This window comes from Frateuria sp. (assembly GCF_035944355.1).
Taxonomy (GTDB): Bacteria; Pseudomonadota; Gammaproteobacteria; order Xanthomonadales; family Rhodanobacteraceae; genus Frateuria_A.
Genome location: NZ_DASZBH010000009.1, coordinates 132043 through 158185 on the forward strand (window position 1 = coordinate 132043; position 26143 = coordinate 158185).

Below are 26143 nucleotides of genomic sequence, written 5' to 3' on the forward strand. Positions count from 1 at the left end.
AGGACGCGAGCCATGAGCCAGCTTTCCCGGGCCTTCCGCAGCTTCGCCGAGGCGACCGCGCGCTATTCGGGCAGGCCGACGGCCTTCCTGATCGCCGCCTTCGTCGTCGTCGTATGGGCCGCCTCCGGGCCGATGTTCCACTTCGGCGATACCTGGCAGCTGGTGATCAACACCGGCACGACCATCATTACCTTCCTGATGGTGTTCCTGATCCAGAACAGCCAGAACCGCGACAGCGCCGCACTGCAGATCAAGCTGGATGAATTGATCCGCGCGACCGAGGCGCGCAATTCGCTGATCGACCTGGACGATCTGGACGAAGACGCGCTGCAGCGCATCCGCGAGAACTACCGCAAGCTGGCCCATCGCAAGGAGGAGGAGGCCCGGCGCAGCCACGACGCCAGCCGCCGCGCGCGGTCCCAGCAGGAGGCGGAGGAGGCCTGCGAGGAGGTCAGGGAGATCGACCGCGAGCTCGCCCAGGCCAGCGCCGACCACCGGGAGGCGCACGCCGGCCCGGACAGCTAGGCGGCCATCGCTCCGCGCCGGTCGCGCGGCAGGTGGCTGACCAGGAACTCCATCTGGTCGGCCAGGATGTTGCGGTTGGACAGGATCAGGTGCTCCACCCAGCTGGGCCGGTAAGGCACGGCCAAAAGCGGCATGTGCGCCTGCTGCGGCGTGCGGTTGGCCTTCTTCAGGTTGCAGGCGAGGCAGGCGCTCACCACGTTTTCCCATTCGTCCTTGCCGCCGCGCGAGACCGGCTCGACGTGGTCGCGGGTCAGCTCGCCGCGGGCGAACTGGTTGCCGCAGTAAAGGCAGAGATGGCGGTCGCGGGCGAACAAGGCGGTGTTGGTCAGCGCCGGCGCCGGATCGATCGCGTGGTCGCGGCAATGGCCGGTGCTGGCGACGATCGGGTGCAGGTCCAGGCGGCTGCGCTCGCCGCGGGCGCGGTTGTGGCCGCCGTGCACGGTCAGGCAGGGATCGCCCAAGGTCCAGGCCACGGCCTCGCGGACATAGAGGCAAACGGCGTCCTGCCAGCTGATCCAGTCGAGGATGCGGCCGGCGGCGTCCAGCGAGAGCACCCGGGTCGCGTTGAGATCCCGGCGCGGCACTTCCATCAGCATGCGGTTTCCTTCAGCCAGTTCGTAGGTTCGGGCGTAGGTCGATGCAACGATGCGCTCACGATCCAGCATAGCCCAAGTCGATGACAGCGCGCGCATAAGCATTTGACGCGCTTGGCAGATCTGCCGCGGGGAGATGGATTCGCCCGCGCGCCTGGGCGCTGATATAGTGGCAAGTTCGCGACCCGACGCCGGGTTTGGGAGGGGTGGCCATCGGTGGCGGCCCCGGCACGGCGGGGCAGAGGTAACAAGACGTGGCTGAAGTACTTTTCTACGAGCGCCCGGTGCCGCTCAACCGCACCCAGCACAAGGACCTGCGCCTGAAGGGCATCCCGAGCCTGAAGTTCGCGGCGGCCGCGCACTCGGTGCCGCTGACCGGCGCGGAGTTCCCGATTGCCGCGCGCGACCTGCCGATCCTGTTCGCCGGGCAGAGCATGGAGGATGCCGGCCCGATGGCGCTCCTCGGCCTGCGCCAGAACGAAAACCTGCTGGTCGACGAGAACGGCCGCTGGGCGACCAACGTCTACGTGCCGGCCTTCGTGCGCCGCTATCCGTTCATCCTGGCCGAAAAGCCGGCCGGGACCGAGGGCGACGACTTCACGGTGTTCCTCGACGAGGCCTATGAAGGCTTCGGCAGCGACGAGGGCGACCGCCTGTTCAAGGAAGACGGCAGCGACAGCGAGATGCTGAGCAACGCCGTGGGTTTCCTGGGCGAGTTCCAGCAGCACGTGACGCGCACCCACTGGTTCATGGACCAGCTGCGCAAGCACCAGCTGCTGGAGCCGCGCAATATCCGCCTGGAGAAGGACGGCAAGTCGATCAACCTGAACGGCCTGTTCGTCGTCAACGAGGAAAAGCTGCGCCAGCTCGACGAGAAGACCGCCCACGAGTTCCTCCGCGAAGGCGTGCTGGGTTGGATCTACGCGCACCTGCTGTCGCTGCCCAACATCGACCGCCTGGCCCAGCGCCTGGACCAGCGCGAGAGCGCCGAAGGCTGATGCATACGGGCCGCCGCGCCAGCCGCGGCGGCCTTAGACAGCGCTAAGCACGGCTTGCGAGGATGGCGCCATGCGCCATCCTTTTTTTTGCCTGGCCGCCTGCGCCGCCGCGACCCTGCTCGGCGGCTGCGCCACCTATCGCCCCGCGCCGGTCGATCCGGCCGCGACGCGGGCGCAGTGGCAGGCGCGCCGGCTGGACGACCCGACCCTTGCCGCGCGCCTGCGCCCGTGGCTGCCTGCGCGCGACCACGGGCAGTGGCCGCCCTCGAGCTATGGCCGCGCCGAGCTGGTGCTGGCGGCGCTGGCGCTCAACCCGGACGTGGACGAGGCGCGCAGCCACCTGGCCGAGGCCAGCGCCGCCGTGCGCACGGCCGGCGCGCTTCCCAATCCAACCCTGAGCCTGGCACTGGAGCGCTATACCCAGGCCCAGGCCGGCAGTGCGCCCTGGCTGTGGGGCTTTAGCACCGACTTCCTGCTCGACGGCGGCCTGCGCCGCCGCCTGCGCGTGCAGCTGGCCGACCAGGGCGTGCGCGGCGCGCGGCTGGACTACGCCGAGAGCCTGTGGAAGGTACGCAGCGCCGTGCGCGATGCGCTGGTGCAGCAACGCATCGCGCAGCGCCAACAGACGCTCGCCGCCCGCACGATGGCCGCGGCCGAAGCGCTGGAGCAGGCCGCCCGCCAGCGCGTGGCGCTGGGCGAGGACGAGCCGCAGGTCGCCCTGCAGGCCGCACAGACCTTGGCGCAGGCGCGCAGCGACCAGGCGGCCGCCGCGCAGCGCCTGGCCGGCGCCCAGTCGCAGCTGGCCCGCGCCATCGGCTTGCCTTCCAGCGCGCTGGAAGGCCTGGACCTGCGCTGGGAGGGTTTCGACCAGCCGACCGCGCCCACGCCGGCGCAATTGGACACGCTCGCCGACCAGGCCCTGCTCGCGCGCCCCGACCTGGAACGTGCGCTGGTCGACTACGCCAGCCGCGAGACCGAGCTGCGCCAGCAGGTGCACAACCAGTACCCGCAGCTGTCGCTGGGGCCCGGCTACACCTACGACCACGGCATGCGCAAGCTCACCTTCAACGCCAGCCTGAGCCTGCCGGTGTTCAACCAGAACCAGGGGCCGATCGCCGAGGCGCGGGCGCGCCGTGAGACGGCCGCGGCGCACGTGCGCGCGGTGCAGGCGGACATCGCCGGCGCCATCGACGCCGCGCGCGCCCGGCTGACCACTGCGCTGCCGGCGCTGGCTGCGGCGCGTGCCGGGCGCCAGGCCGCCGAGCGCACCCGCGCGCAGGCCGAGCATGCCTTCGCGCTGGGCGCCATCGACCGCCCCGCGCTGCTCGCCGCCCGCCTGTCCGCGCTCGCCGCCGAGCAGACCGCGCTCGCTGCGCTCGAGGCCGCCTGGCAGGCCGAGGCCGCGCTGGAGGATGCGTTGCGCACGCCGCTGGATGCCGAGGAAGCCGCGTTGTGGCGGCCCATGGAAACCCGCGATCCGCTCGCGCCCGCGGCCAAGAACGAGGGCCCGCAGCCCGGCCCGCAAGCCGCTGCGATGAAAGATGGGAAGGCCGTTCCCGCAGGAGAATCCCCATGAAGCCATCCCTGTCGCTCGCCGTCCTGGCACTGTTCGCTTCGCTTACCGGCACCGTCGGCGCCACCGAGCTGGATGCCGCCGCACAATCGCGCCTGGGCCTGCGCCTGGCCACGCTGGCCGATGGCCAGATGCCGATGACCACGCGCGCCGTCGCCGATGTGCTCGATCCGGTGCCGCTGGCCAAGGCGGTCGACGATGTCGCCGCCGCGCAGGCCGCCGCCGACGCCTCGCGTGCCGAGGCCGCCCGCACGCGCGCGCTGCTCGCGTCGCAGGGCAACGCCTCGCGCAAGGCGCTGGAGGCGGCGCAGGCGCAGGCGGTCGCCGACCAGGCGCGGCTGCGCGAGGCGCGCATCGCGTTACGCAATGTCTGGGGCGACGATCTGGAGGACATGGATGCGAAGCGCCGCGACCGGCTGATCGAAGCGCTGGTCGCCGGCCAGCAGGTGCTGCTCAAGGCCGAGCCGCTCGGCCGTCCGGACGCGCCCATGCAGGTGCGCGCGGCGACCTTGCAGATGCCGCACGGCGTGGACGCGCCCGCGCAGGTGCTGGGTCGGCTGCCGCGCAGCACATCGGGCCTGGCCGCCGGCTGGCTGCTGCAAGCGGATGCCGGTCCGCTGGTGCCGGGCATGGTGCTGACCGCGCAGTTGCAGTCCGACGGCCCGCCGGTGCGCGGCGTGTTGCTGCCGCGCGCGGCGATCGTGCGCTGGAACGGGCAGGACTGGGCCTATGTCGCCACCGGTCGCGACCAGTTCGAGCGCCGCGCGGTGACGCCGCGTGCGATGACGCCGGCCGGCTGGCTGGTCGGCGCGCCGTTCAAGCCGGGCGAGCGCGTGGTGGTGCAGGGCGCCGAGGCGCTGGTGGCGGTGGATGCCGCGCCGGCGCCCGGCGAGGCCTCAGAGGGCGACTGACCGATGCTTGCCGCGATCATCCGCAGCGCCTTGCGCGCGTCCGGCTGGGTCGTCCTGCTGGCCATACTGGTGCTGGCGCTGGGCGTGCAGCGCGTATTCGACGCCAAGTACGACGTGTTCCCGGACTTCGTGCCGGCGCAGGCCACCGTGCAGGTGGAGGCGCCCGGCTTCACCGCGCTGCAGGTGGAGCAGCGCGTCACCCAGACCATCGAGAACGCGGTCAACGGCACCACCGACGTGGACGTGGTGCGCTCGCAGTCGATCCAGGGCCTGGCGGTGATCGACGTGGTGTTCAAGGAAGGCAGTGATCCGTTCCGCGACCGCCAGCTGCTGGCCGAGCGCGTCACCGAGGCGGCGGCCAACCTGCCGGCCGGCGTGCACGCGCCGTCCTTGAGCCCGATGACGTCTTCGACCATGGATCTGCTCAAGTTCGGCCTGATCAGCGACAAGCTCGATCCGATCACGCTGCGCGGGTTGGCCGACTGGACGATCAAACCGCGCCTGCTCGCCGTGCCCGGCGTGGCCGATGCGATCGTGTTCGGCGGTGGCGTGCGCGAGTGGGACGTGCGCGTGCACCCGGACCGGCTCGCCGCCTACGGGCTCACGCTGGAGGACGTGCGTCTGGCCGCCACCGCCGCCACCGGCGTGCGTGGCGCCGGCTACGTCGACACGCCCAACCAGCGCGTGGTGCTGGAAGCCGATGGCGGCCTGGCCGACCCGGCGCAACTGGGTCGCACGGTGCTGACCCGGCATGCCGGCCGCAACATCACCCTGGCCGACGTGGCGAACGTGAGCGTGGCCGCCGCACCGGCCTTCGGCGACGCGCGCATCGACGCCCGCCCCGGCATCCTCATCGCGATGACCAGCCAGTACGGGAGCAACACGCTGGAAGTCACCCGCGCGGTGGAGAAGGCGCTGGACGACCTGAAACCCATGCTCGCGGCGCAGGGCGTGACGCTGGTGCCGGCGCTGCACCGGCCGGCCACCTTCGTGGAGGTGGCGCTGGCCAACATGCGCAACGCGCTCGCCTTCGGCGCCGTGCTGGTGCTGGTGGTGCTGGTGCTATTCCTGAAGGACTGGCGCACGGCGCTGATCTCCTTCGTGAGCATCCCGCTGTCGCTGGCGCTCGCCGTGCTGTCGCTGCGCTACCTCGGCTGGACCATCAACACCATGACGCTGGGCGGCCTGGCGGTGGCGCTGGGCGTGGTGGTGGACGACGCCATCATCGACGTGGAGAACATCGACCGCCGCCTGCGCGTGGCCGGGCGCGACGCGCCGCGCATCGAGACTATCCTGGCCGCCTCGGTCGAGGTACGCCGGCCGGTGGTGCTGGCCACCGTGGTGGTCGGCTTCGTGTTCGTGCCGATCCTGCTGCTGCCGGGCCTGCAGGGCAGTTTCTTCGCGCCGCTGGCCGGCGCCTTCCTGCTGGCCACGTTCGCCTCGCTGCTGGTGGCGCTGACGGTGACGCCGGCGCTGTGCCTGCTGCTGTTGCGCCCCGGGCGGCGGCATCGCGAGCCGCGCTGGCTCAAGCGCATGAAGCTGGCGCAGTACCACCTGCTGGAACGCACCATGCCGCACGGCCGCGGCCTGCTGGTCGCGGTGCTGCTGATCGGCGTGCTGGCGGTGGCGGCGCTGCCGTTCTTCGGCGCCTCGCTGATGCCGGAGTTCCGCGAGGGCCACTTCGTACTGCAGGTGACCGGCCCTTCGGGCGCCTCGCTCGAAGAGATGGACCGCATCGGCGAGAGCATCAGCCGCGGCGTGCTGGCGATTCCCGGCGTGGCCAGCGTGTCGTTGCAGATGGGCCGCGCCGAGGCGGTGCAGGACACCTGGCCGCCCAATCGCGGCGAACTGCACGTGGAGCTCAAGCCCGGCCTGGCGGCAAACGCGCAGATCCGCATCGAGACGGCGCTCAAGAAGCTGCTCGACGGTTATCCCGGGCTGACCTCCGAAGTGGTCACCTTCCTCGGCGACCGCATCAGCGAGTCGCTTTCGGGCGAGACCGCGCCGGTGACGCTCAGCCTGTACGGCCAGGATCTGGACCGGCTCGATGCGCTCGCCGCGCAGGCGCAGGCGATCGTGCGGAGCGTGCCAGGCGCCGGCAGCGTGCGGCTGGCCGAGTCGCCCAGCGTGCCGACCATGCGCATCGCGCCCGATCCCGACCGGCTGTCCGCCCGTGGCATGCGCATGACCGACGTGCTGGACGCGGTCGCTGCCGCGCACCAGGGCGTCATCGTGGGCGAGGTGTACCGCGGCGTGCAGCCGGTGGAGATCCGCCTCACGCTCGACGACATCGCCTCGCACGACCCCGAGGCGGTGGGCAACCTGCTGCTGCCGGCGGCGGACGGGCAGAGCGTGCCGCTGTCTGAGGTGGCCGCGGTCGACCTGGTCAAGGGCCGCGCCAGCGTGCAGCACGAAGGCGGTCGCCGCCGGCTGGTGCTGGCGATCACGCCCGCCTCGGCCGACGTGGTCGGTTTCGTCGCCAAGGCGCGCGCGGCGCTCGACCGCCAGCTCAAGCTGCCGGCCGGCTACTACGTCGAGTTCGGCGGCGCCGCCGAGGGCGCGGTGCAGGCGCAACACACCCTGCTGCTGCACAGCGCGCTGGCCGGCGCGGCGATCGTCGCGCTGCTGCTCTTGAGTTTTCCGGACCGGCGCAGCACGGCGCTGATCCTCGCCAACGTGCCCTTTGCGCTGGTCGGCGGCGTGATTGCCGCGGCGTTGACCGGCGGCGTGCTCTCCATTGGCGCGCTGGTCGGCTTCGTCACGCTGTTCGGCATCGCCGCGCGCAACACCATCCTGCTGCTGGCCCACTACGAGCATCTGATCGAAACCGAAGGCGCGCACTGGAACCGCTTCACCGTGCTGCGCGGCGCGCGCGAACGGCTCACGCCGATCGTGATGACCGCGCTGGTGACCGCGCTTGGCCTGCTGCCGCTGGCACTGGGCAGCGGTGAGCCCGGGCGCGAGGTGGAAGGGCCGATGGCGATCGTGATCCTCGGCGGCCTGCTCACCTCCACCATGCTCAACCTGCTGGTGATGCCCGCGCTGGCCGGGCGTTACCTGCGGCCCGTAGCGAAGTCCGGCGCGGCCTAGCGGGCGCGCCGCCCATCCGGCACGCACGCGTGCTCCAATGGGGCCTTCGCCACGACACGGGGGGCCATCATGCGCTACCACGGCAGCTGTCATTGCGGACGCATCGCCTTCGACGTCGAAGGCGAGCTGGACAAGGCCATCGAGTGCAACTGCTCGCACTGCAGCCGCAAGGGCTACCTCCTGTGGTTCGTGCCGCGCGGGCAGCTCACGCTGGCCACGCCCGAACAGGACATGGCCACCTACACCTTCAACAAGCACGTCATCGAGCACCGCTTCTGCCCGACCTGCGGCTGTGCGCCGTTCGGCCTGGGCCAGGCGCCGGACGGCCAGGCGATGGCGGCCATCAACGTGCGCTGCCTGGAGGGCGTGGCGCTGGACGGGCTCGAGCGCGTGGCGGTGGACGGACGCAGCTACTGACCAGCGGCGGGGCCTGGCGGTCCGCGCATGACGCCGCCGTCATCGGTCCGCGACGGCAGCCTACCTAGGCTGCGGCCGGTAGCGGGGCCGATGGGCGGCCCGGCGGGGTGGCCAGGCACAGGACTTTCCCGTGGAGCGTCCGGTCGGCGGGTATGCGTTGCTGGGAGTCGCCGCGTGCGCGGCGCTGGTGCTGCCGGCGTTCTTCCTGCCACCGGTGCCGATCGACGAGACGCGCTACCTGGCGGTGGCGTGGACCATGCACGCCGGCGGCCACTGGCTGGTGCCGTGGCTGGACGGTGCGCCCTACCCGGACAAGCCGCCGCTGCTGTTCTGGCTGATCAACCTGGCTTGGCAGGTGACCGGCGTGCATGCCTGGTCCGCGCGCCTGCTGGAGGTGTTGCTGGCGCTGGCCACGCTGCCGCCGTTGCGCGGCCTGGCCTTCGCGCTTTCGGCGGATGCGCGGACGGCGACGAAGGCGACGTGGCTATGGCTGGGCTGCGTCGCCTTTGCCGGTTTCGCCGGCGCCGTGATGTTCGACCTGCTGCTGACCCTCTGCGTGCTGTCGGCCTGGCTGGGCGGCGTATGGCTGGCGCGCGGGCGGGTGCGGTCGGGCACCGTGTGGCTGGCGTTGGGGCTGGGTCTGGGCATCCTGGCCAAGGGTCCGGTCAGCCTGCTGGTCGGCGGGCTTCCGGCGCTGCTGGCGCCCTGGTGGCATCCGGCGGTGCGTGCGCGGCTGGGGCGGCACTATCTCGCGCTGCTGCTGGCCTTGGTGGGAGCGGCCGTGCTGGCGCTGGCCTGGGCCTTGCCGGCGGCGCGCGCCGGCGGCAAGGCGTATGCCGATGCGATCTTTCTCAAGCAGACCGCCGGCCGGGTCGCCGAAAGCTTCGCGCACGACCGCGGGCCGGCCTGGTACCTGCCGATCGTGCCGCTGCTGATGCTGCCGTGGACGTTCGGCCTGGGCCGCGGCGCGCCGGCTGGCGACGCTGCGGCGGCGCCCGCCCATCGCCTGCTCGACCGCTTCGCCCTGGCCACCACGCTGCCCGCGTTCCTGGTGTTCTGCCTGATCAGCGGCAAGCAGCCGCACTACCTGCTGCCGCTATTGCCGGCGCTGGCCCTGCCGGCCGGAGCGAGGCTGGCGACAGGGCGCTGGCGGGTGGTCGGCTGGCGCGTGGGGTTGGTGCTGCTGGTCATTGCCGTAGGGTTCGCCGTCGCGCTGGCGCGCCTGGCGCCGCAGGCATCGGTCATGGCCTACGCCTGCCTGGGCGGCGCGGCGTTGCTGGGCGCGGCATTGCTCGCGCGCGGCCGGCGCCCCACCGCGGCGGCGACGGCGGCGGTGGCGACGCTGGTACTGGTGGCGCTGGCGAAGGCAGCCTTCGTGCTGGGGCTGGGGCCGCGCTATGCGGTCCAGGCCGCCGCCGCCCGCGTCGCGTCGGCGCAGCGGGCCGGCATCCCGCTCTTGCATGCCGGTCAGCAGCAGGGGCTGTACACCTTCGCCGGCCGCCTCACTGCGCCCATTCCTACCGCGCGCAGCCAGGCCCAGGTCGCGGCCTGGGCGACCGCGCATCCCGACGGCTGGGTGATCAGCAGCTACCGGCACTACGACTACGCGGCCAAGCCGCTCTACCAGCAGCCCTTCCTCGGCCGACGCCTGGCCATCTGGCACGCCGCCGACGTCGCGGCCCAGGCTGCCGCGAAGGCCCGCACCGGCAAGCCCGGTGAGTCCGACGAGGGTGACTAGCGCCACCCGCCTGAGCTATCGCACCGGCTTGGCCAGCCGCAGCAGGTCCGTGGCGAAGCCGTCGGCCTCGTACAGCGCACGCGCGCGCTCGTTGCCAGGGAACACCGCCAGCGTGATCAGCGCGCAGCGGTGCTCGCGCGCCCACGCCTCCGCATGCGCCATCAGCGCCTTGCCCACGCCCTGGCCTTCGTGGGCCGGGGCCACGGCGATGTTGTTGATGTGGCAGTTGGTGCGGCCGGTGAAGAAGTCCTGCGTCTTCTGCAGTTCGATGAAGCCCACCACTTCGCCTTCCTCGTTCTCGGCCACGAACAGGAAGTCGTTGGCGGTGCCGTCCTCAAGGTGCCGCAGCAGGTCTTTGCGGATGCCGTCGATGCACTCGTGCCGCTTGCGCCAGGGCGGCAGCGGGAAATCCACGAAGCGCGGGACCAGCCCCAGAATGAAATCGTCGTCGTCCTCGGCCAGACGGATCAGGAAGTTCGTGTCGCTCATGCGGCAGTCATTCGATTGGCAACGATGGGAGCGGTTCTACACCGAGCGGGCGCGGCGGGGAAGCCCCGGCCGGTAACCGGACGCTTGCCAAGCTCCGGCATCCTCCCTCGCAAGGAGAGCCTCGATGCGTCGATCGACCCCGCCACGTCCCGGCCGGTCCCGGTCCATGCCGCTGCCGGCCGCCGCGCTGGCAGTAGCCGGCGAAGTGCGTGCGCAGGAGGCGATGCGGGCGATCGACCCGCCCGCGCACGGCTATTCGCGCGTGGTGATCGCGCCTGGACGGTGGGTGTCCATCCCCTTCCAGGTGGCGATGGACCGCCAGGGCAGGATCGTCGGCGCCGCGACTTCCGCGCGCAGTGCGTGCAGGTGTTCCAGGACCTGCGCGTCGCCTTGCACAGCGCGGGGCTGGACTTCGCGCGCGTGGTGCGCACCGACATGTACGTCACCGATCTCAAGTCACCTGGACGTGCTGCGCGAAGTGCGCCGATGCGCCGGCGACCAGCACGCTGGTGAAGATCGATGCGCTGTTCCGTCCGGGGCTGATGATCGAAGTGGCCGCCGAGGCGGTGCTCCCGGCAGGCCGCGAGCCGCAGCGCTGATCCCGCCGCGCGCCGGGCGTCAACGGCGGGACCACATCGCGGCGCGCATGCTGGCTTGTGGATGCGCGCCGCGCCGGCGAAGCGCTGGCCCGCGTCCGCGACCCCAAGCGCGGCCGCCGCCGCGATCCGCAGGAGACGGCATGCCAGAGCACTACGACGTTATCGTGATCGGCACGGGGCCCGGCGGGGCTTCGCTGGCACAGCGGCTGGCGCCGACCGGCAAGCGCATCCTGCTGCTGGAGCGTGGCGGCTACCTCAAGCGCGGCATCGAGAACTGGGACCCCGAGAGGGTGTTCGTCGACGGTGCCTACGTGGCCAAGGAAAGCTGGTACGACAAGGACGGCACGCTGTTCCATCCGGGGCTGCACTACTACGTGGGCGGCAACTCGAAGATGTACGGCGCGGCGCTGTTCCGCCTGCGCGAACGCGATTTCCAGGAGCTGCGCCACGCCGACGGCATCTCGCCGGCATGGCCGCTTTCCTATGCCGATTTCGAGCCCTACTACACGCAGGCCGAACAGCTTTTCCACGTGCACGGCCAGCGTGGCGAGGACCCGACCGAGCCGCCTGCGAGCGCCCCCTACCCGCATCCGCCGGTGTCGCACGAACCGCGCCTGCAGGAGCTGCACGACAGCTTCGCGCGGCAGGGCGTGCGCCCCTTCCACATGCCGCTGGGCATCCTGCTGGACGAGCGTGACGGCGTGGTGTCGCCGACCAGCGTGTGCATCCGCTGCGCCGCCTTCGACGGCTATCCGTGCCTGTTGAACGGCAAGGCCGACGCGCAGGTGATCTGCGTCGATCCCACCCTGGCCGCGCACCCGAACGTGACGCTGCTGACCGGTGCCTACGTGCACACGCTGGACACCGACCCCAGCGGGCGCACCGTCACCGCGGTGAACGTGCAGCGCGACCAGCAGCAGGAGGTGTACACGGCCGACATCGTGGTGGTGGCCTGCGGCGCGCTGAGTTCGGCCCTGCTGTTGCTGCGCTCGGCCAGCGACCGCCATCCGAACGGCCTGGCCAACGGTTCGGACCAGGTCGGGCGCAACTACATGCGGCACAACCAGTCGGTGATGCTGGCGCTCTCGCGCGAGCGCAACGACACGGTGTTCGAGAAGACGCTCGCGGTCGCCGACTACTACTTCGGCGCCGACGACTGGGACTATCCGCTGGGCCTGATCCAGATGACCGGCAAGTCGCATCCGCAGACCATCCGCGGCGAGGCGCTGCCGGACTGGCTGGAGTGGCTGCCGGACCTCCCGTTCGAGCAGATGGCCCATCACGCGCTGGATTTCTGGCTCTCCAGCGAGGACCTGCCACGGCCGGAGAACCGCGTGCGCCTGCGCCCGGACGGCCACGTGACGCTGGAGCAGCATGCCAACAACCTGCAGGCGCACGAGCGGCTCAAGCACAAGCTGAAAGAACTCGTGCGCGGCGCCGGCAAGCATCCGCAGCTGCTCGAGCGCAAGTTCCAGCTGGGCAAGGAGATCCCCATCGGCGGCACCGCGCACCAGGCCGGCACGCTGCGCTTCGGCACCGATCCGGCGCGCTCGGTGCTGGACCTCAACTGCAAGGCGCACCAGCTGGACAATCTCTACGTCACCGATGCGAGCTTCTTTCCCTCGATCGGCGCGGTGAACCCCACGCTGACGATCATCGCCAACGCCTTGCGCGTGGCCGACCACCTGAAGGAGCGGCTGGGCGCATGAACGGATGCCTCCTGGCGGCGGGCGCACGCAAGGAAACGAGCGCGTTCCTCATGCCCGCCGCGCCATCATGGAAACAGGAGACGCACGGCCTCCTTGCACGCACGAGGAGGGTGGCATGAGCTGGATCGACCTCGTCGGCCTGCCGCTGCTGATACGCATCTTCCTCGTCGTGCTGTTCCCCTTCAGCGCGATGGACAAGATCTTCAACTGGGAAGGCGCGCTCAAGCAGGCCAACTCGAGCTTCCTGCCCGGCGGCCCCGTGCTGCTGGTGCTGGGCATGTCGCTTGAGCTGCTCGGCCCGGCCTGCATCCTGGCCGGCTGGCACGATCGCCTGGCCGCATTCCTGCTCGGGCTCTACTGCGTGGCGACCGCGCTGCTCTACCACAACTTCTGGGCCTACCCGGACTTCTGGACCCGCGGCGACAGCGCGGCGCGCGCGCATTTCTGGGACTTCCTGAAGAACTTCTGCGTGGCCGGCGGGATGCTGCTGCTCGCCTTCGGTACGCAGCTCGCGCCGGCGCGGGCGGTGCTGACGCACCCGCTGTCCTCTACGCCGGTTTACACCCCGGCCGGCACCGCGCCGGCCCTGCCGCCCGGAGACACGCCGTGAACGCCGATGCATCCGCGCCGCCGCGCCTGACCTACTGGCGCATCTGGACCGACGAGCAGGGCACGAGCCACCAGTCGCGCTGCGTGGCCGACCACTTCGAGCGCCAGAGCATGGGCGGCGCCGCGCCGCAGTGGAACGCGCCGCAAGGCACGGCCCAGGCCAGCGTGGTGTTCGCCGTGCTGCCGGTGGGCTGGGTCGGCGAGTGGCACGAGAATCCCAAGCCGCAGTGGATCGTGCCGCTGTCCGGCCGCTGGTTCGTCGAAAGCATGGACGGCCATCGCGTGGAGATGGGCGCGGGCGAGGTGTCCTTCGGCGGCGACCAGCATTGCGCGGCCGATGCGCGGGGGCGCAAGGGGCATCGCTCAGGCACGCTCGGCGAGGTGCCGGCGGTGCTGATGCTGGTGCAGCTGGACCGGCCCACCGCGCGCGGGCGTCCGGCCAACGCAGTGGACGAGGGCGATGGCTGACTTCGAGATCGTCGATCCACGCTTCAGGGCGCTGGCGCTTCCCAATGCATCGCTGGAGACGCTCGCCACCGGCTTCCGCTGGCTGGAGGGGCCGGTGTGGTTCGCCGACCGCGACGAGCTGCTGTTCAGCGACATCCCGAACAACCGCGTGTTGCGCTGGAGCGACAGCGGCGGCGTGTCGGTCTTCCGCGAACCCTCCGATTTCGAGAACGGCCACACGCGCGACCGCGAAGGGCGGCTGGTGTCCTGCTCGCACCGCGGCCGCCGCGTCACGCGCACGGAACTGGACGGCAGCGTCACCGTGCTCGCCGAACGTCACGACGGCAAACGCCTGAACTCGCCCAACGACGTCGTGGTGAAATCCGACGGCGGCGTGTGGTTCACCGATCCGCCCTACGGCATCCAGACCGACTACGAGGGCGGCAAGCAACACGCCGAGCTGCCGGCGAACGTGTATTGCCTGGATCCGGACAGCGGCCGCCTGCGGGTGGTCGCCGACGACTTCGAGGGACCCAACGGACTGTGCTTCTCGCCCGACGAAACGCGGCTGTACGTGGCCGAGACCGGGCTGCAGTTCGTCGCCGAACCGAGACGGCAGATCCGCGTGTTCGAGGTCGAGCGGGGCAGCGACGGCGTGACCCGTCTGGCGAACGGCCGCTGCTTCCTCGGCCGGCATGCCGACGGCATGCGCTGCGACGAGCAGGGCAACCTGTGGATCGCCAGCGACGACGGCGTGCATTGCTTCGATCCGCAGGGCACTTTGCTGGGCCGGATCCGGGTGCCCAGCCCGGTCTCGAACCTGTGCTTCGGCGGTCGCAACCACTGCCGGCTGTTCCTGTGCGCCTCGCAGACCCTGTTCGCGGTCTACACCAATACGCGCGGCGCGCAGCGGCCATGAACGGGCGCGTGCTGCGCCTGCGGCGGGTCAGCCGCAACGTCGGCGACCTCGCGCGCATGGTGGCGTTCTATCGCGAGGCACTGGCGTTCTCGGTGATGGAACAGGTGCGCATGGACGGGCCGGGCTGGGGCGAACTGATGGGCGTTCCCGGCGCGTGCGCGCGGGTGGCGCGCTTGCGCCTGGGTGTGCAGGAGCTGGAGCTGGTGGCGTTCGATCCGCCCGGCGCGGCCTACCCCGCTCAGGCCGGCGCGTCGGACCTGTGCTTCCAGCACCTGGCGATCGTGGTGGGCGACATGCCGGCGGCCTATGCACGGTTGGGCCGCCATTCGTTCGCGCCGATCAGCGTCGGCGGCCCGCAGACGCTACCGGCCAACACCGGCGGCGTCAGTGCGTTCAAGTTCCGCGATCCGGAGGGGCACCCGCTGGAACTGATCCATTTTCCCGCCGGCGTGGGCGCGCCCTGCTGGCAGGTGCCGGGCTTGTTCCTGGGCATCGACCATTCGGCCATCGCCGTGGCCGATGCCGAGGCGTCGATGGACTTCTATGGCCGGATGGGCTGGCGCCCGAGCGTACGCACGCACAACCGGGGCCCCGAACAGGACCGGCTCGACGGCCTGCACGGGGCCGACGTCGACGTGGTGGGCCTGGAAGCTGCGCGGGGTGGACCGCCGCACCTGGAGTTGCTCGGCTACCGCATGCCGCCGGGAAACCGCTCGCGTCCGCATGCCGCCGGCAACGACCGGGTCGTCGACCGGCTGGTGCTGGAGGTGGACGACCTGCCGGCATTGCTCGCCAGGCTCCCGGGCGGCGCAGGGGCGCCGGTGGTCGACCTCGACGGCCAGGCGATGGCGATGCTTAAGGACCCGAGCGGCCATCGCCTGCTGCTCCAGCAGGGACTGTCTGCGGCGCCCGGGTAGGCTGCGCTCCACTCCAAAGAGAGCGGACGCATGGCGGACCTCACGTTGTTCGACTGAACGGTCCCCTGCGGTCCAGTCCTTGACCCTTCCCCGGCTGCGCCGGGGAAGGGTCAGCACCGTCAGCGGGCGACGACCGGCAGCGCGATGAAGCTGGCCCGGCCGGGCGCGTGGTAGATGCGCTGCGTCGCCTTGACGTAATCGGCCGGTTGCGCCTTGAAGATGTTCGGCACGAACGTCTGCGGGTTGCGGTCGTAGAGCGGGAACCAGCTCGACTGCACCTGCACCATCAGCCGGTGGCCGGGCAGGAACACGTGGTTGGCGGCGGGCAGGGCGAAGCGGTAGTCCAGCGGCTGGTTCGCGGCCAGCGGCGCCGGCTTGTCGAAGCCCGTGCGGTAGCGGCCACGGAAGATGTCCATCGAAACGGCGAGCTGGTAGCCGCCCATCTCCGGCTGTTCGGCGACCTGATCGGGGTAGACGTCGATCAGCTTGACCACCCAGTCGCTGTCGGTGCCGCTGGTGGACGCGACCAGATGCACCTCGGGCGCACCGGCGATGGTCAGCGGCGCCGTCAGCGGTTCGGAGACGTAGGTCAGCACGTCGGTGCGGCCGGAGGCCTCGCGCTGGTCATCGACCAGCCACTGCGACCAGGTCAGGCCGTTGTCGTAGCCCATCGGCTGGCTGGGGCGGGCGCGGTAGGGCACCGGACGGGCCGGATCGGAGACGTATTCGTCGTAGGCGCTGCCGCCGGCCGGCGTGTCGAAGCCCAGCTTCTGGCCTGGCTCCAGGTACAACGCGCGGCTGCTGGCGGTGCACCCCTGCCCACAGGAAAGCGGCCAGCGGTCCAGCCGCTGCCAGCGGTTGGTGCCGGTCTGGAAGGCGGTGACCGGGGCGAGGTCCGCCTTGGGCGCGCCGTCCTTGAGGTATTGCGCCAGGAACGGGCGCAGGATGTGCTCGCGGAAGTACTTGGCGGTGTCGCTGCCGAAGCGGATCGCGCCCAGCGAGCTGCCCTCGTCGATCTCCTGGCCGTGATGCCAGGGGCCCATCACCAGCCTGACCATGTCGCCGCCGGTATCCTTGGGCTTGATCGCGCGGTACACCGCGAGCGCGCCGTAGATGTCTTCCTGGTCCCACAGGCTGTGCACCAGCATCACCGGCACCTTGAGCGGCTCCCTGGCGAGCAGTTTGTCGACCGCCTGGTCGGACCAGAACGCATCGTAGGCCGGGTGGGCCAGCAGCTTGTTCCAGAAGCCCAACTGCTCCATGCCATAGGCCTGGCCCAGCGCGCCGGCCGAGCCGTAGTGCATGAAGAGGTCGTACTGGTCGTGGTAGCTCGTCCACCACTTGATCGAGTTGTCGCGGCTGGCCGTCTGCTCGTAGACGTAGCTCATGTTCTGCTGGCGGAACGCGCCGTGGTGGAACCAGTCGTCGCCCATCCAGCCGTCGACCATCGGGTTCATCGGCACCGAGACCTTGAGCGCGGGGTGCGGATGGACCAGCGCCATCAACGGCTCGAAGCCGTCGTAGGAGATGCCCAGCGTGCCCACCTTGCCGTTGGATTCGGGCACGTTCTTCACCAGCCAGTCGATGGTGTCGTACGTGTCGGTGGCGTCGTCCACGGGCGTCGGGTTCTGCGGCCCGTGCAGCGGACGGTTCATCACGTAGTCGCCCTCCGAGCCGTACTTGCCGCGCACGTCCTGCACCACGCGGATGTAGCCGTCCTCGACGACCACGTCGGTGGCGTTGTCGTAGCCCTGGAGCATGGGCGCCAGGTGGCCGCTCATGGTGTGGCTGGTGAGCGCGTTGGCGTCGTAGGGCGTGCGGGTGAGCAGGATGCCGGCGTGTCTGGCCCCCTTCGGGACGAGGATGACCGTGTGCAGCTTCACGCCGTCGCGCATCGGGATCATCGCTTCGCGCCGCGTGTAGTCGAAGCTGTCCGTGGCGGGCGTGAAGTGCGCCGGCGTCTCGCTGGGATAGTTGGAGTACTTCGCCTGCGGCGCATCGGCGGCGGGCAGGGCGGCGCTGGTGGCGAGCAGCATGGCCAGCAGGCCGGGGTGGACGGCGAAGCGCAGTTGCATGACGAACTCCCCTGGGTGAACCGGGCTAAGCGTAGCCTGATCCCGGCAGGGCCGCTTGGGTGCGGCCGGCCAAGAAGGCGGCCGCTCAACCGGTCAGCGCGTTCAGGAACGCGTTGCGCCAGGCGGTCAGGTCGTGGCGTTGCAGCACGTCCATCATGCCGCGCCAGCGCGCGATGCGTTCGCGCAGCGGCATGGCCAACGCACGCTCCAGCGCATCGGCCACCTCGATGGTGTCGGCGGGGTTGACCAGCAAGGCCTCGGTCAATTCCTGCGCGGCGCCGGCGAAGCGCGAGAGCACCAGCACGCCCGGGTTCTTCGGATCCTGGCTGGCGACGTACTCCTTGGCCACCAGGTTCATGCCGTCGCGCAGCGGGGTGACCAGGCCCACCCGCGCCACCCGGTAGTAGCCGGCCAGCAGCGTGTGCGGGAAGGACTGGTTGACGTAGCGGATCGGCACCCACTCGGGCGTGGCGAACTTACCGTTGATGTGCCCGGCGCTGCGCTCCAGTTCGCGGCGTATCAGCCGGTACTCCGGCACCGCGCCGCGCGAGGGCGGCGCGATCTGCAGGAAGGTCACGCGGCTGTGCAGCGCGGGCGAGCGCTCGAGCACGCCGGCGAAGGCCTCGAAGCGCTCGGCCAGCCCCTTGGAATAATCCAGCCGGTCGACGCCGATGATCAGCGCGCGGCCGTCCAGGCTCTCGTAGAGCTGCTGCACGCCCGGCTCGCTGGCCGCGCGCCGCGCGGTCTCGGCCACCTCGGCGGTGTCGATGCTGATCGGGAACACACCGGCGCGGAACAGCCGCCCGTTGGCTGCGCGCAGACGACCGCCGGGTCGCATCGCGCCGCCGACCTCGTGCAGGAAATAGTCCTCCAGCGCGCGCAGGTCGCGCGCGGTGTGCAGGCCGACCAGGTCGTAGCTGGCCAGCGTCTCCAGCAGCTCGCGGTGTTTGGGCAGGGCGATCAGCAGGGCCGCGGCCGGCAGCGGCGTGTGCAGGAAGAAGCCGATGCGGTTGCGCACGCCGCGCTCGCGCAGCATCGCCGCCAGCGGGATCAGGTGGTAGTCGTGCACCCAGATGACGTCGTCCGGGTCGAGCAGCTTGGCCAGCTCGTCGGCATAGACCGCATTGACGCGCAGATAGCCTTCCAGATGGCTGCGCTGGTAGTCCACCAGGTCCGGCCGATAGTGGAACAGCGGCCACAGCGTGCGGTTGGCGAAGCCGGCGTAGAAATCGTCGTGGTCGGCGCGGGCAAGGTCGATGGTGACGTAGTCGATGGGGCCGTCGCTCAGCCGATGCAGTTCCTCGGCGCTGCGCGCGGCGAGCTTGCCGCTCCAGCCGAACCACAGTCCGCCGCGCTCCTGGAGCGCCGCGCGCATGGCCGAGGCGAGCCCGCCGGTGGCGGTCTGCTTGGGCAGCGCCACGCGGTTGGAAACCACCACCAGCCGGCCGGGCTTCTTGCCGGTGCGGCTCATCGCACGGCTCCCGGGCGACAGCGGACGGGCGTCGCCAGGACGACGCCGCCGGAAACCGCCGGCTCAGGGCAGGCGGGCGGCGGGTTGCCCTCCATCGGTGTCGGCATCGGTCGTAACTCCATCGGGTTCCGCAGGTTCGCCGGGCGCGTCCCGCACCCGCTCCAGCCAAGCCTGGACGGCCCGCGGGCTAGGCAACGTGAACCGCGCCTGGCTCGGCTCGCGCTGGCCCACGCGCACGCTGATGCCGCCGGCGCGGTTGACGGCCGCGAAGGCGTGTTCGTCGGTCAGGTCGTCGCCCAGGTAGACCGGTGTGCGGCCGGCGAACGGCGCGTGCCGCATCAGCTCCTCCACCGCGCGGCCCTTGTCCACGCCGGCCGGCTTGAACTCCATCACCAGGTCGCCCGGCTGCAGCTCGTAGCCGGGCAGGTCGGCGGCCGCCGCCCGGGCCGCCTCGCGCAACGCCGGCAGCTGCGCCGGGGCGCGCCGGCAGTGCAGCGCCATGGCGTGGTGCTTGTCCTCCAGTTGCACGCCCTCCAGGCGCGCGGCCAGGGCCTGCACGGCGGCGCGCATGCGTGCCTGGTCGGCGGGATCCACGGCCAGCTCGCGACAGTGGCCGTCGGCCTGGCGCAATTGGTAGCCGTGCAGGCCGGCCATGGCCCAAGGCGGCGTGTCGAACAGTCGGTCGAGATCGGCTACGCCCCGCCCGCTGACCAGCGCCAGCGCGCCGCCGAGGCGCTCGTGCAGCGCATCCAGCAGGCCGCGCAGCGCGGACGACACGACGACTGCTGCGGGATCGTCGGCGAACTCGAGCAGGCAGCCGTCGACGTCGAGGAACAGGGCCCAGCGCCGGTCGGGGCCGAGCGACGGTGGCGCCGGCAGTGACGCGGCCTCGGTGGCGGGCTTGGCTGGAGGCATCAGGCTCGAGCCTAGCAAACGGGGCGTGAAGAGCCGAACGATGGAGGGCCGAGGGCCGCCTACTGCGCGTCGTCCGCCGTCTCGATGCGCGGCGCCGGCGTCACCAGCAGCTTGTCGATCCGTGCGCCGTCCAGGTCCAGCACCTCGAAGCGGATGCCGCGCCAGGCGAACACCTCGCCGGTCTGCGGGATGTGGCCCAGCGCGGTCATCACCATGCCGGCGGCGGTGCGGTACTCGTGCTCCCGTTCGCCGGGCAGACGGTCCACGTGCAGCAGTTCGCGCAGGTCGTCGGTGGAGAGCGAGCCGTCGACCAGCCAGCTGCCGTCCTCGCGCGGCACGATGGGCGGGTGCTCCTCGCTGCCGCCGTGGCCGAGCTGGCTGGCGCCGACCACCGCCGCGAGCAGGTCGTTGAGCGTGACCAGCCCCTCGATGTCGCCGTACTCGTCGACCACCAGCGCCATCGGCGTCTCGGCGTCGCGGAATTCCTCCAGCAGGTCCATCGCCCGTGCGGTGGCCGGCACGTACAGCGGCTTGGCCAGCTGGCGGAACAGTTCCGGCGTGTCGCCGGCGATGCCGCCGATCAGGCTCTTGACCTCCAGCACGCCGACCACCTCGCTCTCGTCGTCGCGGTAGACCGGGTAGCGCGAATAGGGCGTCTCGCGCATCACCGCGATGTTCTCCTCGCGCGAGGCGGCCTGGTCCAGCCAGGCGATGCGCATGCGGGGGGTCATCACGCTGTCGACCGTACGGTCGCCCAGGCGCAGCACGCGGTTGACCATGTTGTGTTCGTCGGGATCGAGCACGCCCTGCTCGGCGCTTTCGGCCACCAGCAGGCGGATCTCCTCCTCGGTGACGGCGCCGCGGCCCTGGTCGTTCGCCCGCAGCAGCTTGAGCAGCAGGCCGCTGGAGCGGTTCAGCAGCCACACGAACGGCCCGGTGATGCGCGAGAGCACCAGCATCGGCACGGCGACGCCCACCGAGAGCTTCTCCGGCGAGGAAAGCGCCAGTCGCTTGGGCACCAGTTCGCCGACCACGATCTGGATGTAGGAGATCACCACGAAGCCGAGCACAATGCCAGCCACGTGGGCATAGGGCGCCAGCCAGGCTACCCGGCCGCCTTGCAGCAGCCCGGCGAAGCGGGTGCCCAGCCGGTCGCCGGCCACCGCGCCGGTGACCAGCATCACCAGCGTGATGCCTACCTGCACGGTGGAGAGGAAATGCTCCGGCGCCTCGGCATGGCGCAGTGCGACGCGGGCGCGGCGGCTGCCCTGCGCCATCTGCTTGAGGCGGCTCTTGCGCGAGGCGACCAGCGCCATCTCTGAGAGCGCGAAGAAGCCGTTGCAGACCGACAGCAGGATGACGAGCGCGATGTCGGTCAGCATCGCGGCGGGGTACTTCGGGGTCGCATGGAGCGCAGTGTACGGGATGCCCGCACGTGCCGCAGCGGTACGTGCAAGGCCGGTGAAGGCGGTGCGGCCGCACTGCCGTGCGGCTGACCGGGCAGCTCCTGTAACATGGGCGGTCGTTTGACCTTCCTTCCATCCCAGGCACGCGCATGTTTTCACTGCAGACCATTTTCGGTAAGGGCGACAAGTTCTATGGCCTGCTCGAACAGAGCGCCGAGGCCGCCCATGAAAGCGCCAAGGCGCTGCACCAGATGCTGGCGAACAAGGCGCGCGCACCGGTCATGGCCGACTTCACGGGCGCGCGCGCGAGAGAGAAGGCGCTCGCCGCGCAGATCAGCGAGGAGCTGGTGAACACCTTCGTCACTGCGCTGGATCGCGAGGACATCGAGGCGCTCAATTCCGCGCTGTACAAGATTCCCAAGACGGTCGAGAAATTCGCCGAGCGCTATTCGGTGGTGGCCGAGCGGGTGGCGGATGTCGACTTCGCCCAGCGCGCCTGCGTGCTGGAGGAATCGGTCAGCGTGGTGGTGGAGATGATCGGCGAGCTGCGCCGCGGCCTGCGCATCGACCCGGTCAAGAAGCTGCAGGACCGCCTGCAGGCACTCGAATCGGAAGGCGACCGCATGCTGCTGGCGCCCTACCGCACGCTGTACGTGGAAGGCCACGACGCCATGAAGGCGATGCTCGCCAAGGACCTGTTCGAGTTGATCGAGAAGGCGATCGACAAGTGCCGCGACGTCGGCAACATCGTCTACTCGATCGTCCTCAAGAACTCCTAAGGGACGGCCAGCGCATGAGCATCGGCCTGGTCTTCGCGGTGGTGGCGATCGCACTCGCCTTCACCTATATCAACGGCTTCCACGACACCGCCAACTCCATCGCCACGGTGGTTGCGACCAAGGTGCTTAGCCCTGGCCAGGCGGTGCTGCTGGCGGCGGTGACCAACCTGGTCGGCGCGCTGTGGGGCACCGCGGTGGCCAAGACCATCGCCGCCGGGCTGATCGACACCCATGTGGTCGATGCCGGCCCGCAGTTGCTGATCTGTGCGCTGCTGGCGGCCACGGTGTGGAACCTGATCACCTGGTGGTGGGGGCTGCCGTCCAGTTCCAGCCATGCGCTGGTAGGCGCGCTGGTCGGCGCGGCGATCGCGGCGGCCAGCGGCAATTTCGGCTCAGTGATCTGGGCGCAGGGAAGTTGGTGGTCCGGCAAGGGCGTGGTCCCCAAGGTGGTGGTGCCGATGGTGGTGTCGCCGCTGATGGGCTTCATCATCGGTTTCCTGCTGATGGGCGCGCTCTACGCGCTGTTCGCCTGGCTGGCCAACCGCAAGGGCTGGCTGCAGCGGCTGGGGCGCACGCCGTTCGTCAACGCCTTCTTCGGCAAGGCGCAGATCGTCTCGGCCAGCGCGATGGGCCTGGCGCACGGCATGAACGACGCGCAGAAGAGCATGGGCATCATCGCGCTGGCGCTGGCCGGCGGCACCGCGGCGGGACAGTTCGACCGCCTGCCGCGCTGGCTGGGCTTCCTGCGCATAGCCGGCTCGGCGCAGGGCGGTTTCGACGTGCCGGCCTGGGTGGCGGTGGTGTGCGCGCTGACCATGGCGGCCGGCACCGCTGGCGGCGGCTGGCGCATCATCAAGACGCTGGGCCACAAGATGGTCAAACTGCACCCGATCAACGGCTTCGCGGCCGAGGGCAGCTCGGCGGCGGTGATCCTCACCGCGTCGGCGTTCGGCATTCCGGTGTCGACCACGCACAACGTGTCCGCTTCGATCATGGGCGTGGGCGCTGCCAAGCGCTTCAACGCGATCCGCTGGTCGGTGGTCGAACGGATGGTGTGGGCGTGGATCCTGACCTTGCCGATCACCGCGCTGCTGGCCTACGGCTTCGTGCGCCTGGCGCGCGCGTTCGGTTGAGCCCAGGCCGGCCGCGTGGCGCGGCCGCTCGCCTACAGGCTGTCGCCCTCGTTGGCGATGACCTGCTCCAGCTGGTCGCCGAGCAGGCCCAGTTCGGCGATCAGCCGCTCCAGCTCGGTGCCGTCGAGAAACTCGTAGGGACGGTTCTCGCACAGGTGCAGGTAGGGCGAGCCATCGAGATCGGCCACCGCCAGGAAGCCGGTGCGCTGCTCCCAGTTGAACCGCAGGCAGCGGCGCGGGTCGATGCCGGCCAGTGGCCCGATCGGCGTGGACAATCGCAGGTAGCGCCGACCGCTCTCGTCTTCCAGTTCCGCCAGGTAGATGCCCTGGTGGCGACCCAGCGGGAGCGTCAAGTCGAAGCTGATCAGATACGGGTCGTTCTGCCGCAGGGCGTACTGGCTGCCGACGTGGGAACGCACGGCTTCGAAATGGCGCATGGGGCAAGGCTCCTGAAGGCGGGGCCGATGGTAACCTGCCGCCCCATCTTGCCCAAGTGACGGCTCATGCAGGAAAGCCACGCCCGCGTCTATGCCGCCATCGCCGCCATACCGCGCGGCCGCGTGGCCAGCTACGGCGCGATCGCGGCGCGTGCGGGCTTGCCCGGGCGCGCGCGGCTGGTCGGCAAGCTGCTCGGCCAGACCCCGTCGGACATCGCGCTGCCCTGGCACCGTGTACTGCGCGCCAGCGGGCAGGTCGCGCTGCCGCCGGGCAGTCGCGGTTTCCGCGAGCAATGCCGCCTGCTGCGCGCCGAGGGCATCGAAGTGAAGAATGGCCGCGTACCGCTGTCGCGCTTCGGCCTGGATGCCGATCTGGATCGCGCGCTGTGGGGTTTGCCCGCCTAGCCGCAGCAGCCTTGCTGTCGCATCCCTACGTCTTCGATCCGCAGCAGCTTACGGTTGGCCACGCCCGGCGCCGACGGAGATGGCGGGGTGCTTTGGTAGCATGCGCACGATGTCTTCCCGCGCCCTCGAACTTCTCCACAGCGTCTTCGGCTATTCCAGTTTCCGCGGCCAGCAACAGGCGATCGTGCAAGCGGTCGCCGAGGGTGGCGACGCGCTGGTGCTCATGCCCACCGGCGGCGGCAAGTCGTTGTGCTACCAGATCCCCGCGTTGCTGCGCGCGGGCACCGCGATCGTCGTCTCGCCGCTGATCGCCCTGATGCAGGACCAGGTCGACGCCTTGCGCGAGGCCGGGGTGGCCGCGGCCTACCTCAACTCCAGCCTGGCGGCGGAGGACCAGCGCGAGGTCGAGCGGCGGCTGCTCGCCGGCGGCCTGAAGCTGCTCTACGTGGCTCCCGAACGCCTGCTCACGCCGCGCTTCCTGAGCCTGCTCGAGCAGGTCGAACTGGCCTTGTTCGCGATCGACGAGGCGCACTGCGTTTCGCAGTGGGGCCACGATTTCCGTCCGGAATATCGTGAACTTGCCGTGTTGCACCAACGCTTCGCACAGGTTCCCCGGATCGCGCTCACCGCCACCGCCGACCCGCGCACGCGCGAGGAGATCGTCGATCGCCTCGGCTTGCGCGATGCGAGCCAGTTCGTCTCCAGCTTCGACCGCCCGAACATCCGCTACCACGTGGCGCTCAAGCACAACCCGCGCACGCAGCTGATGCAGTTCCTCGACGGCCATCGCGGCGAGGCCGGCATCGTCTATGCGCTGAGCCGCAAGAAGGTCGAGGACACGGCCGCCTGGCTCGCCGAGGCCGGCATCGAGGCCTTGCCCTACCACGCGGGCCTCGATGCGCGCGTGCGCACGGCCAACCAGCAGCGGTTCCTGCGCGAGGACGGCGTGGTGATGGTGGCCACGGTCGCCTTCGGCATGGGCATCGACAAGCCCGACGTGCGCTTCGTCGCGCACCTGGACCTGCCCCGCTCGATGGAAGGCTATTACCAGGAAACCGGCCGCGCCGGCCGCGATGGCCTGCCGGCGGAGGCGTTGATGCTCTACGGCCTGTCCGACGTGGTGACGATGAGCCAGATGATCGCCCAGTCCGATTCGGCGGACGAACGCAAGCGCATCGAGCGGCAGAAGCTCGAGGGCCTGCTCGCCTTCGCCGAGGCCACGCGCTGCCGGCGCGAGCTGCTGCTGGGCGCATTCGGCGAGGACTACCGCGGCCCCTGCGGCCACTGCGACAACTGCATCGAGCCGCCCCGGACCTGGGACGCCACCGTGCCCGCGCAGAAGGCGCTCTCGGCGGTCTACCGCAGCGGCCAGCGCTTCGGCGCCGGCCACGTGATCGACATCCTGCGCGGCGTGGAGGGCGAGCGCATGCGGCAACTAGGCCATGACCAGCTCACCACTTTCGGCATCGGCGCGGATACGGACGAGAAAGGGTGGCGCTCGGTGTTCCGCCAGCTGCTCGCCGCCGGCCTGCTGGAGGCCGACGCCGAGGGCTACGGCACGCTGCGCCTGACTTCCGCCAGCCGGGCGGTGCTCACCGGCGGCCAGCGCGTGCTGTTGCGCGAGGACGCCCGTCCCGCGCGCAGTGCGCGCCGCCGTCGCGACAGTCAGCTCAGCGCGCTCGAGAAGGGCAGTGGCGCCAACCTCGGCATCGAGGCCTACGAACAGCCGCTGTGGGATGCCTTGCGGGCGCTGCGGACGCGGCTGGCCAAGCAGCAGGGCGTTCCCCCCTACGTGGTGTTCCACGACGCCACCCTGTTGGCCATGCTGCGCGCCATGCCGGCCAACGAGGACGAGCTGGCGGAGGTCAGCGGCGTGGGCGAGGCCAAGCTCAAGCGCTATGGGCGTGATTTCCTGGCCGTGATAAACGCGGTCGACTAGGCGTTCCGTGGAGGCGCCATCCTTGGCCTGTGCGCCTGGCGCCTCCACG

Annotated in this window: 23 protein-coding genes; 16 read left to right on the forward strand and 7 right to left on the reverse strand. The window is 70.7% G+C overall.

Features of this window, described 5'->3' with window-relative positions:
• Positions 1–12 precede the first annotated feature (12 nt).
• Positions 13–525, forward strand: a complete 513-nt coding sequence (locus VGU03_RS06985; protein WP_327479668.1) for a low affinity iron permease family protein — start codon at positions 13–15, stop codon at positions 523–525.
• Here VGU03_RS06985 and VGU03_RS06990 read toward each other — a convergent pair.
• Complete coding sequence (locus tag VGU03_RS06990; RefSeq protein ID WP_327479741.1) at positions 522–1121, reverse strand: HNH endonuclease; 600 nt, start codon at positions 1119–1121, stop codon at positions 522–524. The two genes, VGU03_RS06985 and VGU03_RS06990, sit on opposite strands and share 4 nt — an antisense overlap.
• 251 nt (positions 1122–1372) lie before the next feature.
• On the opposite strand from VGU03_RS06990, the gene VGU03_RS06995 reads away from it, so the two are divergent.
• The 6 genes from VGU03_RS06995 to VGU03_RS07020 all read left to right on the forward strand — a co-directional run bounded on the left by VGU03_RS06995 (position 1373) and on the right by VGU03_RS07020 (position 9845).
• On the forward strand, positions 1373–2116 hold the full coding sequence (locus VGU03_RS06995) for a SapC family protein (RefSeq protein ID WP_327479669.1): 744 nt from the start codon (positions 1373–1375) through the stop codon (positions 2114–2116).
• Between the two features lie 70 nt (positions 2117–2186).
• On the forward strand, positions 2187–3692 hold the full coding sequence (locus tag VGU03_RS07000; protein WP_327479670.1) for a TolC family protein: 1506 nt from the start codon (positions 2187–2189) through the stop codon (positions 3690–3692).
• Positions 3689–4600 carry a hypothetical protein gene (locus tag VGU03_RS07005; RefSeq protein ID WP_327479671.1) on the forward strand — a complete coding sequence of 304 codons (912 nt, stop codon included), beginning with the start codon at positions 3689–3691 and terminating at the stop codon, positions 4598–4600. The genes VGU03_RS07000 and VGU03_RS07005 overlap by 4 nt, the downstream gene beginning before the upstream one ends.
• 3 nt (positions 4601–4603) lie before the next feature.
• Complete coding sequence (locus VGU03_RS07010) at positions 4604–7690, forward strand: efflux RND transporter permease subunit (RefSeq protein WP_327479672.1); 3087 nt, start codon at positions 4604–4606, stop codon at positions 7688–7690.
• A gap of 69 nt (positions 7691–7759) precedes the next feature.
• Entirely contained in the window at positions 7760–8107 is a 348-nt protein-coding gene (locus tag VGU03_RS07015) for a GFA family protein (RefSeq protein WP_327479673.1), read from the forward strand.
• A 130-nt stretch (positions 8108–8237) separates the two neighbouring features.
• On the forward strand, positions 8238–9845 hold the full coding sequence (locus tag VGU03_RS07020) for a glycosyltransferase family 39 protein (protein ID WP_327479674.1): 1608 nt from the start codon (positions 8238–8240) through the stop codon (positions 9843–9845).
• 15 nt (positions 9846–9860) lie between these two features.
• On the opposite strand, the gene VGU03_RS07025 is transcribed toward VGU03_RS07020, so the two are convergent.
• Complete coding sequence (locus tag VGU03_RS07025) at positions 9861–10334, reverse strand: GNAT family N-acetyltransferase (RefSeq protein ID WP_327479675.1); 474 nt, start codon at positions 10332–10334, stop codon at positions 9861–9863.
• Positions 10335–11073: 739 nt separating this feature from the next.
• Between VGU03_RS07025 and VGU03_RS07030 the strand changes: the two genes are divergently transcribed.
• The 5 genes from VGU03_RS07030 (at position 11074) to VGU03_RS07050 (ending at position 15534) form a co-directional block, all read left to right on the forward strand.
• Positions 11074–12642 (forward strand): GMC family oxidoreductase, encoded by a 1569-nt coding sequence (locus tag VGU03_RS07030; protein ID WP_327479676.1) that lies wholly within the window; start codon positions 11074–11076, stop codon positions 12640–12642.
• A gap of 115 nt (positions 12643–12757) precedes the next feature.
• Positions 12758–13252, forward strand: coding sequence for a DoxX family protein (locus VGU03_RS07035; RefSeq protein WP_327479677.1), 495 nt, complete (start codon positions 12758–12760; stop codon positions 13250–13252).
• Entirely contained in the window at positions 13249–13719 is a 471-nt protein-coding gene (locus tag VGU03_RS07040; RefSeq protein ID WP_327479678.1) for a hypothetical protein, read from the forward strand. Before VGU03_RS07035 ends, VGU03_RS07040 begins: the two co-directional genes overlap by 4 nt.
• On the forward strand, positions 13712–14617 hold the full coding sequence (locus VGU03_RS07045) for an SMP-30/gluconolactonase/LRE family protein (protein ID WP_327479679.1): 906 nt from the start codon (positions 13712–13714) through the stop codon (positions 14615–14617). Before VGU03_RS07040 ends, VGU03_RS07045 begins: the two co-directional genes overlap by 8 nt.
• Positions 14614–15534: a VOC family protein gene (locus VGU03_RS07050; protein WP_327479680.1), complete on the forward strand. Its 921-nt coding sequence runs from the start codon at positions 14614–14616 to the stop codon at positions 15532–15534. The genes VGU03_RS07045 and VGU03_RS07050 overlap by 4 nt, the downstream gene beginning before the upstream one ends.
• A 119-nt stretch (positions 15535–15653) precedes the next feature.
• On the opposite strand, the gene VGU03_RS07055 is transcribed toward VGU03_RS07050, so the two are convergent.
• From VGU03_RS07055 to VGU03_RS07070, 4 genes are all read right to left on the reverse strand, one after another.
• Entirely contained in the window at positions 15654–17609 is a 1956-nt protein-coding gene (locus VGU03_RS07055) for a CocE/NonD family hydrolase (RefSeq protein ID WP_327479681.1), read from the reverse strand.
• Between the two features lie 85 nt (positions 17610–17694).
• Positions 17695–19080, reverse strand: a complete 1386-nt coding sequence (gene otsA / locus VGU03_RS07060; RefSeq protein WP_327479682.1) for an alpha,alpha-trehalose-phosphate synthase (UDP-forming) — start codon at positions 19078–19080, stop codon at positions 17695–17697.
• Positions 19081–19143: 63 nt separating this feature from the next.
• Positions 19144–19995, reverse strand: coding sequence for a trehalose-phosphatase (otsB, locus tag VGU03_RS07065; protein ID WP_327479683.1), 852 nt, complete (start codon positions 19993–19995; stop codon positions 19144–19146).
• A gap of 59 nt (positions 19996–20054) precedes the next feature.
• Entirely contained in the window at positions 20055–21377 is a 1323-nt protein-coding gene (locus VGU03_RS07070; protein ID WP_327479684.1) for a hemolysin family protein, read from the reverse strand.
• Positions 21378–21550: 173 nt separating this feature from the next.
• On the opposite strand from VGU03_RS07070, the gene VGU03_RS07075 reads away from it, so the two are divergent.
• Positions 21551–22180: a pit accessory protein gene (locus VGU03_RS07075; protein WP_327479685.1), complete on the forward strand. Its 630-nt coding sequence runs from the start codon at positions 21551–21553 to the stop codon at positions 22178–22180.
• Positions 22181–22194: 14 nt separating this feature from the next.
• Positions 22195–23313 (forward strand): inorganic phosphate transporter, encoded by a 1119-nt coding sequence (locus VGU03_RS07080; RefSeq protein ID WP_327479686.1) that lies wholly within the window; start codon positions 22195–22197, stop codon positions 23311–23313.
• Between the two features lie 32 nt (positions 23314–23345).
• On the opposite strand, the gene VGU03_RS07085 is transcribed toward VGU03_RS07080, so the two are convergent.
• Positions 23346–23750 carry a hypothetical protein gene (locus VGU03_RS07085; RefSeq protein WP_327479687.1) on the reverse strand — a complete coding sequence of 135 codons (405 nt, stop codon included), beginning with the start codon at positions 23748–23750 and terminating at the stop codon, positions 23346–23348.
• Between the two features lie 66 nt (positions 23751–23816).
• Between VGU03_RS07085 and VGU03_RS07090 the strand changes: the two genes are divergently transcribed.
• Together VGU03_RS07090 and recQ are read left to right on the forward strand one after the other, a co-directional pair.
• Positions 23817–24155 (forward strand): MGMT family protein, encoded by a 339-nt coding sequence (locus VGU03_RS07090; RefSeq protein WP_327479688.1) that lies wholly within the window; start codon positions 23817–23819, stop codon positions 24153–24155.
• A 109-nt stretch (positions 24156–24264) separates the two neighbouring features.
• Positions 24265–26094: a DNA helicase RecQ gene (recQ, locus tag VGU03_RS07095; protein WP_327479689.1), complete on the forward strand. Its 1830-nt coding sequence runs from the start codon at positions 24265–24267 to the stop codon at positions 26092–26094.
• The last annotated feature ends 49 nt before the right edge of the window (positions 26095–26143 follow it).

Coding starts and splice junctions, on each gene's coding strand:
- VGU03_RS07090 (WP_327479688.1), top strand. CDS start 23,817: ATGCAGGAAAGCCACGCCCGCGTCTATGCCGCCATCGCCGCCATACCG.
- otsA (WP_327479682.1), bottom strand. CDS start 19,080: ATGAGCCGCACCGGCAAGAAGCCCGGCCGGCTGGTGGTGGTTTCCAAC.
- VGU03_RS06990 (WP_327479741.1), bottom strand. CDS start 1,121: ATGCTGATGGAAGTGCCGCGCCGGGATCTCAACGCGACCCGGGTGCTC.
- recQ (WP_327479689.1), top strand. CDS start 24,265: ATGTCTTCCCGCGCCCTCGAACTTCTCCACAGCGTCTTCGGCTATTCC.
- VGU03_RS07005 (WP_327479671.1), top strand. CDS start 3,689: ATGAAGCCATCCCTGTCGCTCGCCGTCCTGGCACTGTTCGCTTCGCTT.
- VGU03_RS07015 (WP_327479673.1), top strand. CDS start 7,760: ATGCGCTACCACGGCAGCTGTCATTGCGGACGCATCGCCTTCGACGTC.
- VGU03_RS07085 (WP_327479687.1), bottom strand. CDS start 23,750: ATGCGCCATTTCGAAGCCGTGCGTTCCCACGTCGGCAGCCAGTACGCC.
- VGU03_RS07070 (WP_327479684.1), bottom strand. CDS start 21,377: ATGCTGACCGACATCGCGCTCGTCATCCTGCTGTCGGTCTGCAACGGC.
- VGU03_RS07045 (WP_327479679.1), top strand. CDS start 13,712: ATGGCTGACTTCGAGATCGTCGATCCACGCTTCAGGGCGCTGGCGCTT.
- VGU03_RS07000 (WP_327479670.1), top strand. CDS start 2,187: ATGCGCCATCCTTTTTTTTGCCTGGCCGCCTGCGCCGCCGCGACCCTG.
- VGU03_RS07010 (WP_327479672.1), top strand. CDS start 4,604: ATGCTTGCCGCGATCATCCGCAGCGCCTTGCGCGCGTCCGGCTGGGTC.
- otsB (WP_327479683.1), bottom strand. CDS start 19,995: ATGCCTCCAGCCAAGCCCGCCACCGAGGCCGCGTCACTGCCGGCGCCA.
- VGU03_RS07050 (WP_327479680.1), top strand. CDS start 14,614: ATGAACGGGCGCGTGCTGCGCCTGCGGCGGGTCAGCCGCAACGTCGGC.
- VGU03_RS07025 (WP_327479675.1), bottom strand. CDS start 10,334: ATGAGCGACACGAACTTCCTGATCCGTCTGGCCGAGGACGACGACGAT.
- VGU03_RS07055 (WP_327479681.1), bottom strand. CDS start 17,609: ATGCAACTGCGCTTCGCCGTCCACCCCGGCCTGCTGGCCATGCTGCTC.
- VGU03_RS06985 (WP_327479668.1), top strand. CDS start 13: ATGAGCCAGCTTTCCCGGGCCTTCCGCAGCTTCGCCGAGGCGACCGCG.
- VGU03_RS07035 (WP_327479677.1), top strand. CDS start 12,758: ATGAGCTGGATCGACCTCGTCGGCCTGCCGCTGCTGATACGCATCTTC.
- VGU03_RS07075 (WP_327479685.1), top strand. CDS start 21,551: ATGTTTTCACTGCAGACCATTTTCGGTAAGGGCGACAAGTTCTATGGC.
- VGU03_RS07080 (WP_327479686.1), top strand. CDS start 22,195: ATGAGCATCGGCCTGGTCTTCGCGGTGGTGGCGATCGCACTCGCCTTC.
- VGU03_RS07030 (WP_327479676.1), top strand. CDS start 11,074: ATGCCAGAGCACTACGACGTTATCGTGATCGGCACGGGGCCCGGCGGG.